A 15,270-nucleotide genomic window follows, 5' to 3' on the forward strand; every position below is an offset into this window, starting at 1 on the left:
GAACGACGTGTGCGTGCGCATCGACGAGCGCGTGCTGCGCCAGGTGAGCGAGAACCTCGTCACCAACGCGATGAAGTACGCGCCGGAAAGCGAACTCACCATCGCGGGCCGTCCAGGCGCGCCCGGTTACTGGCAGCTGGTGGTCGAGGATCGCGGCCCGGGCATTCCGGCCGCGAAGCAGCGCGAACTGTTCAAGCCGTTCGTGCGCCTGCACGAAGGCGACGACGGCATTTCATCCGGTCTCGGCCTGTCGCTGGCGAAGCAGATCATCCAGAAGGCCGGCGGCCAGCTCTGGTACGAAGACCGCAAGAACGGCGGCGCGCGCTTCGTCATCGAGCTGCCGCAGAGCGCCTGAGCGCACTTCGACGCGCTGCGTCGAGCGCCGAACCCATCACCGCACAAACGAAGATGCCGCCGGAGGCCGGCGGCATCGACGGGTCGGCCCGGGCCGACCTCCTCTGGAACTCAGTGCTCGGTGCGCGACTCGCGCGTGCTGCGCGCACGGCTGGTCGACGCGCGGCGGGTGCCGGTGCGGCGCTGCGTGCGCGTGCGGCCCTGCGTCGTGTTGTCCTCGTCGGCGTTGCGCGCCTCGATGCGGCGCGAGCGGCCTTCGATCGCGCCGTCGTTGCCGTTCTCGGCACGCTTGGCGCGACGACGCGCGGCGTACCAGAGCAGGCCGGCGCCGGCCAGCGCCGCGCCGAACACCACCGGGTTGCGACGAACGACCTTGAGGCCGACCTTCGACGCGCCCTTCAGCGCGCCCAGCTTGGCGCCCGCGTCGAGCCACTCGCTCGCGCGCGGGGCGAGGCTGCCGATGCGGTCACCGGCCTGGCTGGCGAGATCCAACATGCGTTCGGGGAGACGGTCCAGCGTGCTCATGGCGGAAGTCCTGCGGGGGATCGAGCGCCAGTGTTGGCGCGAAATCGTCGAAGCGGCGTGAGAGCGGAGCGTCATCGCTGAACAGCCGCTGGCTCGCGGGCGCGGTTCGCGGTCGGGGACTGCGGCAATGTCCTTGGGAGAACCGACGCGTGCTGGGTGCCGCTAACGTCGGACGGGACGTCGCGGAGTACGCAGGTGAATCGCTTCGGCCTTTGCGTAATGCGTCGCGGTGTCATCCGCTTGCGATGCGATCGCAGCACGGAGTCAGGCGTCCCGCGTCCCGCCGGCGAAAGGTCGATTGCCGTGCAATACACGGGCTCGAACGAAAGCCTATGTTCCCCGCGGCTTCGCGCGATGCGTCGCCGTCGCGGTCCATGGATCGTCGGGCCACGGGTGCTTGGGGTACCGGCCTTTCATCTCCTTCTTCACTTCCGGGTACGTGCGTTCCCAGAAGCCGCGCAGGTCCTGCGTCACCTGCAGCGGTCGGCCGGCGGGCGAGAGCAGGTGCAGCGTCAGCGGGATGCGGCCGTCGGCGATGCGCGGCGTGTCGGCGAGGCCGAAGAGTTCCTGCAGCTTGACTGCGAGCACCGGCGACTGCGGCGTACCGTCGGCATCCGTCGCGTAGCTGATCGCACGTTCCATGCCCGACGGCACGGCGATGCGCACCGGCGCGAGCGCATCGATGCGTTGGCGCGTCGACCAGTCGACGCCGGACTTCAGCGCTTCGCCGAGATCCTGTTCACTCAACGCGTCGAGTCGCGTCTTGCCGGTGAGTGCGGGCTTGAGCCAGGTGTCGAGCGTCGCGAGCAGCGCGTCGTCGGACAGATCGGGCAGCGCATCGGCGAGTTCGGGCACCCACGCACGCAGGCCGCGCACGCGGTCGCGCCATTGCCGGAGGGAGTCGGTCCACGGCAACGCATCGAGGCCGAGCTGACGCACCGCATCGACCAGCGCATCGGCATAGCGCGACGGATCCGGCTTCGGCAGCGGCTTGGATTCCAGCACGATGCGATCGAAGCGACGCTCGCGCACCGCGGCGATCGCGCGGGCGTTCGCATCCCAGACCACGCGATCCTCGCTGACGAAGCGCTGCGGGAATTCACGTTCCAGACGCGCCTCGTCGAGCGGCGCAGCCTGCAGGATGCGCGCATCCCGCGCTTCGTCGCGCAGCTCGTTGACGACGAGCCACGGCTCGCCGCGCAGCAGCGAGTCGTCGAAGAGGCGCACGGTGCGGCCGGTCGCGAGCTGGTAACGGAGTGCGTCGGTCGGATGCTGGCGCGCGATGCGATCGGGAAACGCATGCAGCAGCACGTCGCCGAACAGATGCGGCGCGACGTGCGACGGGGGTGCGGCATCGAGACGCAGGCGGCGTCGCCACTGCTTCGAGGCCTGGTCGATCTGCGCGAGTCCGCTGCGCGAGGCGTCGGCCGGCACGCGGCCGTTGCGGAAGGCCGCCAAGGCTTGCCAGCGATCGGCGAGCGCGTCGCTGCGCGGGCGACCCGGTACGGGCCGCAGCGGATCGCGCGCTTCGATCAACGCGGCGAGGTCGCAGGCGATCGCCTGTTCGCGCCCATCGGTCGACGCGAGCAGCATCGCCGCGAGGCGCGGATGCGTGCCCAGCGCGAGCATGCGCTTGCCGAGCGTCGTGACGGTGGTGCCGTCGAGCGCGCCGAGGCGACGCAGCAGATCGCGCGCCGCATTGAATGCGCCCGTCGGTGGTGCATCGGGGAAGCGGAGGTCGTCGCCGCCCCAAAGCGCGAGTTCGAGCGCGAGTGCCGACAGATCAACCTGCGCGATCTCCGGTCGACGCTGCGGTTCGAGCCGTTGCGACTGCGGCCACAGCCGATACGCCCAACCGTCGGCGACGCGCCCCGCGCGGCCCGCACGCTGGTCGGCCGAGGCCTGCGCGATCGGGACGACGTCGAGTCGCGAGAAGCCGCTGTTCGGATCGAAGCGCGGCTCGCGCGCGAGGCCGGTGTCGATGACGACGCGAACGCCGGGCAGGGTGACACTCGATTCGGCGACGTTGGTCGCGAGCACCACGCGACGTCGCCCATCGGTCGACGGTTGCAGCACGCGCGACTGCTGTTCGACGGGCAGTTCGCCGTGCAAGGCGAGCACCTCGGCGTCGACGTACTCGACGAGCTGCTGCATGCGCGCGATCTCGCGCTGGCCGGGCAGGAACACGAGCAGGTCGCCCGGATGCGTCGCAAGCGCGTGGTCGATCGCACGACGCACCTGATGCTCGCTCTTCTCGTCACGACGCGCCGGAAAATGCGCGATCTCGACGGGATAGCTGCGGCCTTCGCTGGACAGCCGCGGCGCGTCGAGGAACGTCGCGAGGCGCTCGCCGTCGAGCGTCGCCGACATCACGACGATGCGCAGGTCCTCGCGCAGCTGCGCCTGCACGTCGAGCGCGAGCGCGAGGCCGAGGTCGGCGGCCATGTGGCGCTCGTGGAATTCGTCAAACAGGATCGCGCCGATGCCATCGAGCATCGGGTCGTCCTGGATCATGCGTGTGAGGATCCCTTCGGTGACCACCTCGATCCGCGTCGCCTTAGACACGCGATTCTCGAAGCGGATCCGATAGCCGACGGTGTCGCCGACCTCCTCGCCTCGACTCTTCGCCATGAACATCGCGGCTGCACGCGCGGCCACGCGACGCGGCTCGAGCATCAGGATCTTCCGCCCCTCGAGCCACGGCGCATCGAGCAGCGCCGGCGGCACCTGCGTGGTCTTGCCGGCGCCGGGCGGCGCTTCCAGTACGAGGCGCGGATGCACGGCGAGCGACTCGCGGATGCGCGGCAGCAGGGGATCGATGGGAAAGGCGAGGCGATTCACGCGACAAGGATAGAGCGTCGGCGCGCACGACCTCGGCCTGCGCGCGTCATCGCGACGAGCACGGCGTGCTCCTCGCTATCCTATGCAGCCGTTTCCGCGAGCCCCCGACGTGCAGCTCATCGACATCGGCGCCAACCTCACCCACGACTCGTTCGATCGCGACCGCGACGCCGTGCTCGAACGCGCGCGCCATGCGGGCGTCGTGCAGATGGTGGTGACGGGCGCCCGCCGCGAGCATTCGCCGAAGGCGCTGGAACTCGCGCAGGCGCATCCGGGCGTGCTGTTCGCGACCGCCGGCGTACATCCGCACCATGCCGTCGAATACACCGTCGAATGCGACGCGGAGATGCGCGCGCTGCTCGCGCACGACGAAGTCGTCGCCGTCGGGGAATGCGGGCTCGACTACTTCCGCGATTTTTCGCCGCGCCCGGCGCAGCGTCGCGCCTTCGAGATGCAGCTGCAGACGGCGGTCGACACCGGCAAGCCGCTGTTCCTGCACCAGCGCGACGCGCACGACGACTTCGTCGCGATCATGAAGAACTTCGAGGGCCGCATCGGGCCGGCGGTGGTGCATTGCTTCACCGGCACGCGCGAGGAAGCGTTCGCCTACCTCGATCGCGACTGGCACATCGGCATCACCGGCTGGCTCTGCGACGAACGCCGCGGCCAGCACCTGCGCGAGATCGTGCCGCACATCCCCGCGAACCGCCTGATGATCGAGACCGACGCGCCCTACCTGCTGCCACGCACGCTCAGGCCGACGCCGAAGGATCGCCGCAACGAGCCCGCGTTCCTCGCGCACATCGTCGAGGAGCTTGCGCGCGACCGCGGCGAGACCGTCGAAACGGTCGCCGCGAAGACCACCGAAGTGGCGCGCAAGTTCTTCCGCCTGCCGGCCTGACGACGAGCGTCAGCCGTTTTCCACCACGGCGTGCGCGGGCTTGCCACGCCGCAGCTTGCGCCGCATCCAGCCACCGAGGTCGTCGACGACGGTGTATGCGGCGGGAATCACGACCAGCGAAAGCAGCGTCGACGTGATCAGGCCGCCGATCACCGCCACCGCCATCGGTCGACGGAAGCTCGAATCCCCCGACAGCCCGAGCGCGATCGGCAGCATGCCCGCGCCCATTGCAATCGTCGTCATCAGCACCGGGCGCGCGCGCTTGCGGCAGGCGTCGACCAGCGCGTCGTGCTGCGTCATGCCCTGTTCGTCCTCGGCGATGACGGCGTAGTCGACGAGCAGGATCGAGTTCTTGGTCGCGATGCCGATCAGCATCAGCAGGCCGATCAACGCCGGCAGCGAGAGCAGGTTGTTCGTGAGCAGCAGCGCGCCGAACGCGCCGCCCGCGCACAGCGGCACCGCGGTGAGGATGGTCAGCGGTTGAAGCGCGTGGTTGAACAGCAGCAACAGCACCATGTAGATGCAGGCGATGCCGGCGATCATCGCAACGACGAAGCCCGTGAACAGTTCGACGAAGACTTCGGCGTCGCCGGTGTTGATGAAGCTCAGGCCGGCGGGCGGATTCTTCACCGTCGGCAGCTGGTTCACTTCCTTCATGACGTCGCCGAGCGGACGCCCGTTGAGTTCGGCGGTGAAGGTGACGTTGCGCTGGCGCTGGTAGCGCGAGATCACCGACGGCCCACTGCCGGGTTCGATGTCGGCGACCGCGGCGAGCGGCACCGGCCCGTTCTTGCCCGGCACGCGCAGCTGGCCGATCAACGCGGGATCGCGCAACGTCTGTTCGGAGAAGCCGACGCGGATCGGGATCTGGCGCTCGGGGAGGTTGAGCTTCGCGAGACGCTGCGTGTAATCGCCGCTGGTCGCGATGCGCGCGGCTTCGGCGATGTCGGCGGTCGATACGCCGAGATCGGCCGCGCGTTGCGGATCGGGACGGATCTCGATTTCCGGGCGCAGCAGCGACGCCGACGAGCTGATGCTGCCAAGCCCCTTGATCGTGTGAAGCTCGCGTTCGAGCGTGACCGACGCGTCCTGCAGGCGCTGCGCGTCGTCCCCGGCGAGCACGAGCATCAGGTTCTCGCCGGGCTCGTTCGAGATATACGACAGCCGCACGCCGGGCAGGTCGGCCAGCTGCGTGCGCACCTCGCGTTCGAGCTGCTTCTGGTCGCGGTCGCGCGTCTTCGGCTGGCCCCAGTCGAGCACGAGCGTCGCCTTGCGCGGCTCGCCGACGCCGGTCTTGTTCGGATCGCCGACGTCGAGCACGCTGCCGACGGTGGTGTAGACCTGCTTGAGCTCCGGGATCGCATGCAGCTTCGCGCGCGCCTGCTCGGCGATGCGCGTCGTGTCCTCCAGTCGAGTGCCCGGCGGCAGTTCGAGCTGCAGGTTGCTGCGACCGATGTCGGTGAACGGAATGAACGTGGTCGGGATCAGCGGCACCAGCGCGAGCGAGGCGATGAAGAACACCGTCGAGATCGCGAGCGTGATCCAGCGATGGCGCAGCGCGGCGTCGACGAGGTGCAGGTAGCGCCGCATCAGCGGACCTTCCTTTTCCTCCTCGCCATGCGACTTCAGCTGGTACGCGGCGATCATCGGCGTCAGCAGCCGCGCGACCAGCAGCGAGAACAGCACGGCGGTCGCGGCGGTCCAGCCGAACTCGCGGAAGAACTTGCCGGCGATGCCGGGCATGAACGCGACCGGGATGAATACCGCGGCGAGCGTCATCGAGGTCGCGATCACCGCGATGCCGATCTCGTCAGCCGCTTCGCGCGCCGCCTCGAGCGGCGTCTTGCCCATGCGCAGGTGGCGCACGATGTTCTCGATCTCGACGATCGCGTCGTCGACCAGGATGCCCACGACCACGCTCAGCGCAAGCAGCGTGATCATGTTGAGCGAGAAACCGAGCCAGTACATCACCGCGAAGGTCGGGATGATCGACAGCGGAAGCGCGATCGCGGAAATCCACGTCGCGCGGAAGTCGCGCAGGAACAGCCAGACGACGGCGAGCGCGAGCAGCGCGCCTTCGAACAGCATCTCCATCGACGAGTGATACGAACGCTCGGTTTCGCCGACGGTCGACGTCACCTGCTGGAAGCGCATGCCGGGGTTCTTCTTCGCGAGCGCATCGAGCGCCGCTTTCACGCCGTCGGCGACTTCGAGTTCGCTCGACCCGCGCGTGCGCGATACCGAGAACGCGACGACCGGCCGGCCATCGAGCAACGCGACCTGCGTCGGGTCCGCGGTCGAATCGCTGATGCGCGCGAGCGTGCCGAGGCGCACGGCGCGGCCGTCGGGCAGGGTGATCGCGAAGTTCTCGAGGTCCTTCGCGTCCTGCACGGTCGCGATCGTGCGCAGCACCTGCTGGCCCGCGCCGACCTCCGCCTTGCCGCTCGGCCGTTCCACCTGCGAACGCGCGAGCTGCGCGTTCACGGCACCGGCGGTGGTGCCGTAGGCCTGCAGCGCATCGGGATCGAGGTCGATGCGCACCATGCGATCGACGCCGCCCTGGCGCGCGACCTGCGCGACGCCCGGCACGCCGAACAGCGTGCGCGTGACGTCGCGATCGACGAACCACGACAGCTCGTCGGTGCCCATGCGGTCGGACTGCACCGCGTACGTCATCAACGCGCCGCCGATCGTGACCTTGGTGACCAGCGGTTCCTGGATGTCCTGCGGCAGGTCGGCGCGGATGCGGCTCACTGCCGCGCGCGTGTCGTCGAGTGCGCCGGCGAGGTCGGTTTCGAGCTTGAACTCGATCGCCGTCGTGCTCACGCCTTCGGTGACGGTGGACGTGACGCGCTTGACGCCGTCGAGTGTCGCGACCTGGTCTTCGACCTTGCGCGTGACTTCGGTTTCGAGCTGGCTCGGCGACGCACCCGGCTCGCTGATGGTGACCACCACCATCGGGAACGAGATGTCCGGAAAGCGTGCGACCGGCAGCTTCCAGAAGCCCCAGAGGCCGGCGACGCACAGCACGAAGAAGATCATCAACGCCGGCAGCGGCCGGCGGATCGCCCAGGCGGAGACGTTGATCATGGCGCGGCGTCCGACTCCGACGCGGCGCGTGCGGGCGTCGTCGACGGGACGGGTGTCGTCGTCGCAGCAGGCGCTGTCGACGCCGCCGCCGGGACGATGCGCACCGTGTCGCCGTCGCCGAGGAAGCCGGCACCCTGGTCGACGACCTGTGCGCCGCTCGCGAGCCCGTCGAGGATTTCGACGACGCCGTTCGCGGTGGTGCCGGTGCGCACGCGCATGCGATGCGCGATGCCCTTCGGATCGACGGTGAACACATACGGATTGCCGTCGCGCTGCACGATCGCCGTCGCCGGCACCACCAGCGCCTTCGCATTGCCGACGAGGATGCGGCCCGGCAGGTACGCGCCGGTGCGCAGGCCGTCCGGTTCCGGCAGATCGGCATACACCGTACCGGTGCGCGTCGACGGATCGACACCCGGCGGCACCGCGCGCACTTCGCCTTCGACGTCATGCCCGTCCGGCGCACGCACCATCACCGCATCCCCGACGTTGACCGCGGCAAGTTCGGCGTCGGCAAGATCGGCGCGCCACTCGAGGCGTCCATCGCGAATCAGGCCGATGAGTTCCGTGCCGGCGGCGACAATTTGTCCCGGCTGCACCGCGCGCTTGCTGACGATGCCGTCGTCCGGCGCGCGCAGTTCCGCGTAACTGCGACGCAGCCTCGCGGCGTCGAGCTGCGCACGCACGGTGGCGACGCGCGCGTTCGCCTGGTCGCGCGCCGCGCGCAGTTCGTCGACCTGGCCCGCGGAGATGTACTTCTGCGCGACCAGCGGCTCGGCGCGACGCAGGTTCGCCTGTGCGAGCGACGCCGCGGCCTGCGCCTCGCGATAGCTCGCCTGCGCCTGTTCGAGTTCGCTCTGCAGCGAACGCGCGTCGAGATCGAGCAGCACCTGCCCACGTCGCACGAAATCGCCGACGTCGACATAGAGGCCGGTGACGCGCAACCCGCTCAGTTCGACGCCGAGCTGCATCTCCTCGCGCGCGGCGACGGGGCCGGACACGCGGATCTCGCGCGGAATCTCCTGCAGGCGAGCCGGCACGGTGGTGACGGCCATCGCCGGCGAGGCTTCGGCGGGTTTGGCGTCGTCCTTCTTGCCGCAGGCCGCGAGGGCGACGGCGGCGACGAGCAGGGCGCAACAGCGGAGCGTCGTGGGGCGCATTCGAAGGGAGCGGGGCGGTCGAGGCCGCCAAGGATACGGGGCGGTATGTGCAGGACGTCGCGCCGGCATCGGGCGACGTTGCGGAAGGTGATGGCGGTGTCGATGCGTGCTCGTTTCGGGTGCTTTACGCGCCCAGATCGCCTTGTCCGAAAAGACGACGCCCGCCGGGTCAGCGGCGGGCGTCGAGGTCGACTGCGCGGTGCGCGAGATCAGTGCTTCTTCTTCGGCGGCGCCGCGTTGAAGTGCACGCCCTGCGCTTCGAGTCGCGCACACACCGCGCGGCGCTCGGCGGCGGACTTGGCCTTCATGTGCTTGGCCTCGGCGTCGTAGGCGCGGGCGAAGCGGGCGTCGAAGTCCTTGGGCAGCATGTGGCGCGCCTGCAGCATCTGCTTGGCGCCGTCATGCGCGTTGCGGCGATGCGTGTCCGCGCTGCCGCCCGCGCAGTTGGCGGCGGCGACCGCGCCGGCCGCGCTGGCGCCGATCACGTCGGACGCGGTCATGGACGGCGGATTCGCGGCCGTCGCGACGGTCGACGCGGCAGCGAGCGAAAGGGCGAGAAGAGTGCGGATCATCGTGCGCATCCTGCAGGCGGGCGCGGCAGTGTAGCGGGGCGTTTTTGAACCGCCCCGTCACGCGTCACTCGTAGCGCAGCGCCTCGATCGGATCGAGCCCGGCGGCCTTCGACGCCGGCATCAGGCCGAACACCACGCCGACCAGCGCCGAAAAACCCGCAGCGACCAGCACCACCCACAGCGGCACACTGGCCGGCGGGAAATTCGGAATCATCATCGCGATGCCCGCGCCCGCGGCGTAGCCGAGCACGATGCCGATGACGCCGCCGAGCAGCGCGAGCAGGGCGGCTTCGAGCAGGAACTGCACGAGGATGTCGCGTCGCGTCGCGCCCAGTGCTTTCAGGATGCCGATCTCGCGCGTCCGCTCGGTCACCGACACCAGCATGATGTTCATGATGCCGATGCCGCCGACCAGCAACGAAATGCCGACGATGCCGCCGAGCACCGCGGTGGCGGTCGCGGTGATCTTCGACAGCTGGTCCTTGATCGAATTCGCCGCTTCGATCTTGAAGTCGTCGTCCTGGCCCGGCTTGAGGCCACGGCTCGCGCGCAGCGCACGCCGTGCGCGCTCGCGCACCGAATCGACGTCCTCGATGCGCCGCACGGTGAACGACACGCCGATCATCGGTTCGACCGTGTTGCCGTTCATCGCACGCGCGACTTCGAACGGGATGACGACGTAGTTGTCCTGGCTGAAACCGAACACTTCGCCCTTCGGTTCCATCATGCCGACGACCTTGAACCAGTCGCCGCCGAGCTTGATGTATTCGCCGACCGGATTCGCCGGCAGGTGCAGCTCTTCGCGCACCTTGGTGCCGATCACCGCGACATGGCGCCGCCCGGCATCGTCCACGGCGACGAGGAAGCGGCCCACCGACGGAAAGCGCGATCGCACCTGCTGGAACGCGGCGGTGGTGCCGATGATCTGCGGCTGGCTACTGCGGCCGCGATAACCGGCCTGTCCACCCGGCACTACCAGCGTCGGCGCCACGTCGTCGATGCCGGTGACGCGATAGCGCAGGGCATCGACGTCCTCGGCGGTGAGCGTGTTGATCTTGCCGGTGCGGAAGTTGTCGTTGTCGTTCTGCGCCTCGACGCTCAGCGTGTTGCCGCCGAGGTCGGCGAACTGGTTGCTGATCGACGCGGAAAAGCCCTGCACCAGCGACACGACGGCAATGACGCTCGCCGTGCCGATGAGGATGCCGAGCGTCGTCAGGAAGCTGCGCATGCGATGCGCCGACAGGCTCGACAGCGCGGCGCGGAATGCCTCGAGGTAGGCCTGCATCAGTGCACCGCCGTGGCGCGGGGCGGGTTGACGGTGTCCTCGACGATACGGCCGTCGAGCACGCGCAGCACGCGATGGCAGTGCGCGGCGATGTCGGGCTCGTGCGTGACGACGACGACGGTCTGCCCCTGCGCGTGCAGCGCATCGAACAGCGCCATGATCTCGGCGGAGGTCTGCGAGTCGAGGTTGCCGGTGGGTTCGTCGGCGAGCAGCAGCGACGGTTCGCCGACGAGCGCGCGCGCGACCGCTACGCGCTGGCGCTGGCCGCCGGAGAGCTGGTTCGGGCGATGATCGAGGCGATTGCCGAGGCCGACCTTGGTCAGCGCTTCGGTCGCGCGTCGCACGCGTTCGGCACGCGGCATGCCGCGATACACCAGCGGCTGCATCACGTTCTGCAGCACGCTCTGGCGCGGCAGCAGATGGAAACTCTGGAACACGAAGCCGATTTCGCGATTGCGCACGTGCGCGAGTTCGTCGTCGGCCATGCCGGCCACGTCGCGACCGTTGAGCACGTAGCGGCCTTCGCTCGGCGAATCCAGGCAGCCCAGCAGGTTCATGAGCGTGGACTTGCCCGAGCCGGACGGCCCGGTGAGCGCGACGTATTCGTTGCGACCGATGGACAGATCGACGCCGCGCAGGGCGTGCACCGTCTCGTCGCCCATCGTGTAGCGCTTGACGATGCCGGCGAGCTCGATCACTTGGCTTCGCCGTCCTTCGCGTCCTCGAGTTCCTTCGCGCTCTTTTCGCTCACGCGATCGCCATCGTGCAGCGTGCGCAGCGTCTTGGCCGGGCCGACGATGACCTTGTCGCCCGACTTCAGGCCCGAGGCGATCACCTGCCAGCGGTCGTCGGCGACGCCAGTCTTCACCGCCTGCTTGCGTGCGCGGCCGTCGCGTTCGATCCACACGTAGGTCTTGGCGACGGTCGCCTTGGCCTCCTCGTGCTTGGTCGCATTGGCGTCGTCTTCCGCTGCGGCGGCGGCGAGTTCGTCGCTGTCGTCCATCACCGCTTCGACCGGCACTGCGAGCTGCGGGCGCCCGTCGCCGAGGTAGATGTCGGCACGCGCGCTCATGCCCGAACGGGGGTTGAGCGAGCCCGGCAGGGTGAGCGCGACGGTGACCTTGTACGCGCGCGCCTGGCCTTCGACCGTCGGCGCGAGTGCGATCTTGTCGACGCGGCCGTGCAGCGCGGTGTCGGGATACGCGGCGGGATACACGTCGACCGCCTGGCCCACCGACACCTGGCCGATGTCGGCTTCGTCGACCTTGAGCTCCGCGGTGAGCGCGGAGACGTCGGCGATCTTCATCAGCTTCGCGCCGGCGAGTGCGTTCGTCGACGGGATCGCGGTCTCGCCGACCTTGATCGGCAGATCGACGATGCGGCCGGAGATCGGCGCGCGGATCTCGGTCTTCGACAGCTGCTCGTACGCGTCGCCGAGCACCGCCTGTTGGCGCTGCAGGCTCTGCGTGCTCGTCGCGAGCTCGGCGCGCGCCTGCTCGAGCGCGAGTCGACTTTCTTCCAGCGAGTTGCGATCGATCAACTGCTGCGCCGCGAGCTTCTGCGCACGCGCGTACTGCGCGGTGCGCAACTGCAGCGTGGCGCGCTGACGCGAGATGTCGATCGTGCCCTGGCGACGGCCCGCGGATTCGCGATCGATCGCGTTGCGGTAGAGCTTCGGATCCAGCGTCAGCAGCAGTTGGCCCTTCTCCACCGTGTCGCCTTCCGCGACGAGGATTCGATCGACCTTGGCGACGACTTCGGAGGTGAGGTTCACCTCGGTGCCGTAGGCGAGCGTGCCGGAGGCGAGGATGGTCGGACGCACCGCGTGCACCGTCGCCGGTTGCACCTGCACCGGCGTGCCGTGTTCGCCACGCAGGCCGCGCAGCGCGAACGGCAGCACGAGGACCGCCACCACCAGCCCGCCGGCCAGTGCCTTCTTGGTATTCGGTTTCATTACTGCCTCAGCCGAAGGCCACCGCGACTGCCGCCATCACGCCGTAGAGAACGACATAAGGAAGCACCGCGATCAGGATCGACTTGCCCCAGGACGCGCGGGTGAACGTGCGCCAGCCGAGCGCGGCGAGGAACAGCGACCACAGCGACAGCAGATCGAGGCTCTGGGCGAGCTTCTGCCAATGCGAACCGGTCGTGTCGATCAGCAACGGATCGACGTGGGTCAGCATCAGCGATTCCATCGTGGCCTGTCCGGTCATCGTGAGCGCACCGACGAGTCCGACCACCGAGCCCAGCGCACCCGGCATTGCCGACCACGCGGTGAGGCTCACGCCGTGCTTGAAGCCGAGGCCGGCGCCGGTGATCTTCGAGGCCAGCCAGTAGTAGAGGCCGATCAGGGCGAAGATCAACGCGACCGCGACCGGGCCCAGCACGGCACCGAAGATCGCCATCACGCGCGTGCCCGGCATCATGGCTTTCGCCTGCGCCATCTCCTTCGCGGTCATGCTCGCGCGCTTGGCGTCGAACATGTGGTCCGCGTACCACGCGGCATCCACGCGCATGAAGTAGGCGAGGCTCAGCGCCACGGCGAGCGCCGCGAGCACCAGCCACGGCACCAGGAACGTCGGGCGCTCGCGCTCTTCGGCGAACACCTTCGACGGCTGCAGGAAAATATCGACGAGCTTGGCCATCCCTGTCCCTCCCCGGGCGTTGGTGGCGCGGACTGTGGACCCCTGCGACCCCCGTCGCAATGGGCCGGAGGTCACATCCTCAGCTGCGCAGGCCGACGCCGCGCTTGAGCAGCCACAGGCCGAGCGATGCGAGCGCCACGACGAACGCGAGCATCAGCCCGTAGGCGACGGCGAGCGGCACGTCGCTGCGGTCGAGCAGGCCGTAACGGAACGCGTTGACCATGTAGAAGATCGGATTCAGGTGCGTCGCCGCTTCCGCCCACGTCGGCAGCAGCTTCACCGAATAGAACACGCCGCCGAGATACGTGAGCGGCGTGAGGATGAAGGTCGGCACGATCGCGATGTCGTCGAACTTCTTGGCGTACACCGCATTCACGAAACCGGCGAGCGCGAAGATGGTCGCGCCAAGCAGCACGGTGGTGAACGTCACGAACGGATGCGGCACGCGCACGTGGGTGAAGAACATCGCGATGATCAGCACGATGGCGCCGACCATCAGGCCGCGCAGGACGGCGCCGGCGACATAACCGGTGAGGATCACCCAGTTCGGCATCGGGCTGACCAGCAGCTCCTCGACGTGCCGGCCGAACTTCGCGCCGAAGAAACTCGACGAGATGTTGCCGTAGCTGTTCTGGATGATCGACATCATCACCAGGCCCGGCACGATGAAGTCCATGTAGCGGATGCCGTCCATCTGACCGACGCGCGAGCCGATCAGGCCGCCGAAGATCAGGAAGTACAGCGTCATCGTGATCGCCGGCGGCACCAGCGTCTGGCCCCAGATGCGCAGGATGCGATGCACCTCGCGGCGCACGATCGTGCCGAGCGCGATGAGGTGGCCCGAAGGCGGCGTCTGGACGGTGGCGGGCGAGGTGGACATCGGTGGTTCCGTAAAAGCGTGGCGTTCGACGATCAGACCGCGGCGGTGCCGGCGTTCTCGCCGGTCAGGCGCACGAACAGTTCTTCGAGGCGGTTGGACTTGGTGCGCATCGAGCGCACGCGGATGCCGTTGGCGTCCAGCGCAGCGAACACGCGATTGAGATCCATCGCGCGCGGCATCTCGACGTCGAGCGTGTGGTCGTCGGTGGCGACCATCGTGGTGTTCTCCACCTGCGGCAGCGCACCCGGCAGCACGCCGTCGATGTCGAGCACGAAGCCTTCGACGTCGAGCTTGGACAGCAGCGCCTTCATCGAGCCCTGCGCGACGATCAGGCCGCGGTCGATGATGGCGACGTTGCGGCACAGGCTCTCGGCTTCCTCGAGGTAGTGCGTGGTGAGGATGATGGTGGTGCCCTGCGCGTTGATCTCGCGCAGCGTCTTCCACATGCCGCGGCGGATCTCGATGTCGACGCCGGCGGTGGGTTCGTCGAGGATCAGCAGCCGGGGCTGCGTCATCATGGCGCGCGCGATCATGAGGCGACGCTTCATGCCGCCCGACAGCGTGCGGCTCATGACGTTCGCCTTTTCCCACAGCTGCGAGCGGCGCAGTTCGATCTCGGCACGCTTGAGCGCTTCCTCGCGCGGCACGCCGTAGAAGCCGGCGTAGTTCACGAGGATGTCGATCGGCTTCTCGAACATGTTGAAGTTGATTTCCTGCGGCACCAGGCCGATCTGCCGCATCGCCGCCGCGCGATCGCGCGTGAGGTCGATGCCGAAGACGTCCACGGCGCCGGAGGTCAGGTTCGCCAGCGAGCTGACGATGCCGATCAGCGTGGACTTGCCGGCGCCGTTCGGGCCGAGCAGTGCGAAGAAGTCGCCCGGCTGCACCTCCAGCGAGACGCCCTTCAGCGCTTCGACGCGGTTGTCGTAGGTCTTGCGCAGGTCGCGCACGGACAGCGCGACGGTCGAAACGGTTGCGGCCATGTCAGGGGATCGAACGGCGATGCCGGTAGTATAG

13 protein-coding genes are annotated in these 15,270 nt (G+C 68.7%); 2 read left to right on the top strand and 11 right to left on the bottom strand.

Features of this window, described 5'->3' with window-relative positions:
• On the top strand, positions 1-355 hold a 355-nt coding region (locus EVS83_RS12170; protein ID WP_133501310.1), incomplete at its 5' end, for a sensor histidine kinase.
• A 110-nt stretch (positions 356-465) separates the two neighbouring features.
• Here the strand turns inward: EVS83_RS12170 and EVS83_RS12175 are convergent.
• Both EVS83_RS12175 and hrpB read right to left on the bottom strand, forming a co-directional pair.
• Positions 466-879: a hypothetical protein gene (locus tag EVS83_RS12175; RefSeq protein ID WP_208108728.1), complete on the bottom strand. Its 414-nt coding sequence runs from the start codon at positions 877-879 to the stop codon at positions 466-468.
• A 330-nt stretch (positions 880-1,209) separates the two neighbouring features.
• Positions 1,210-3,720 (bottom strand): ATP-dependent helicase HrpB, encoded by a 2,511-nt coding sequence (gene hrpB / locus EVS83_RS12180; RefSeq protein ID WP_133501311.1) that lies wholly within the window; start codon positions 3,718-3,720, stop codon positions 1,210-1,212.
• Between the two features lie 109 nt (positions 3,721-3,829).
• Here hrpB and EVS83_RS12185 point away from each other — a divergent pair, with 109 nt between their 5' ends.
• The gene (locus tag EVS83_RS12185; RefSeq protein ID WP_133501312.1) at positions 3,830-4,621 is read left to right on the top strand and encodes a TatD family hydrolase; all 792 of its coding nucleotides are present in this window, start codon (positions 3,830-3,832) and stop codon (positions 4,619-4,621) included.
• A 9-nt stretch (positions 4,622-4,630) separates the two neighbouring features.
• On the opposite strand, the gene EVS83_RS12190 is transcribed toward EVS83_RS12185, so the two are convergent.
• From EVS83_RS12190 to EVS83_RS12230, 9 genes are all read right to left on the bottom strand, one after another.
• Positions 4,631-7,711: an efflux RND transporter permease subunit gene (locus tag EVS83_RS12190; protein ID WP_246022928.1), complete on the bottom strand. Its 3,081-nt coding sequence runs from the start codon at positions 7,709-7,711 to the stop codon at positions 4,631-4,633.
• Positions 7,708-8,871: an efflux RND transporter periplasmic adaptor subunit gene (locus EVS83_RS12195; protein ID WP_133501313.1), complete on the bottom strand. Its 1,164-nt coding sequence runs from the start codon at positions 8,869-8,871 to the stop codon at positions 7,708-7,710. The genes EVS83_RS12190 and EVS83_RS12195 overlap by 4 nt, the downstream gene beginning before the upstream one ends.
• A 209-nt stretch (positions 8,872-9,080) precedes the next feature.
• Positions 9,081-9,443 carry a hypothetical protein gene (locus tag EVS83_RS12200; RefSeq protein ID WP_133501314.1) on the bottom strand — a complete coding sequence of 121 codons (363 nt, stop codon included), beginning with the start codon at positions 9,441-9,443 and terminating at the stop codon, positions 9,081-9,083.
• Positions 9,444-9,507: 64 nt separating this feature from the next.
• Positions 9,508-10,728, bottom strand: coding sequence for an ABC transporter permease (locus tag EVS83_RS12205; RefSeq protein ID WP_133501315.1), 1,221 nt, complete (start codon positions 10,726-10,728; stop codon positions 9,508-9,510).
• A complete protein-coding gene (locus tag EVS83_RS12210; protein ID WP_208108741.1) occupies positions 10,728-11,426 on the bottom strand; it encodes an ABC transporter ATP-binding protein in 699 nt (232 codons plus the stop codon). The genes EVS83_RS12205 and EVS83_RS12210 overlap by 1 nt, the downstream gene beginning before the upstream one ends.
• On the bottom strand, positions 11,423-12,682 hold the full coding sequence (locus EVS83_RS12215; RefSeq protein ID WP_133501316.1) for an efflux RND transporter periplasmic adaptor subunit: 1,260 nt from the start codon (positions 12,680-12,682) through the stop codon (positions 11,423-11,425). Before EVS83_RS12215 ends, EVS83_RS12210 begins: the two co-directional genes overlap by 4 nt.
• Before the next feature lie 7 nt (positions 12,683-12,689).
• The gene (locus EVS83_RS12220; protein ID WP_115647694.1) at positions 12,690-13,373 is read right to left on the bottom strand and encodes a YIP1 family protein; all 684 of its coding nucleotides are present in this window, start codon (positions 13,371-13,373) and stop codon (positions 12,690-12,692) included.
• Positions 13,374-13,452: 79 nt separating this feature from the next.
• Complete coding sequence (locus EVS83_RS12225; RefSeq protein ID WP_133501317.1) at positions 13,453-14,253, bottom strand: ABC transporter permease; 801 nt, start codon at positions 14,251-14,253, stop codon at positions 13,453-13,455.
• Positions 14,254-14,285: 32 nt separating this feature from the next.
• A complete protein-coding gene (locus EVS83_RS12230; RefSeq protein ID WP_133501319.1) occupies positions 14,286-15,236 on the bottom strand; it encodes an ABC transporter ATP-binding protein in 951 nt (316 codons plus the stop codon).
• Positions 15,237-15,270: the final 34 nt, after the last annotated feature.

This window comes from Cognatilysobacter terrigena, from assembly GCF_004361065.1.
Lineage (GTDB): Bacteria > Pseudomonadota > Gammaproteobacteria > Xanthomonadales > Xanthomonadaceae > Cognatilysobacter > Cognatilysobacter terrigena.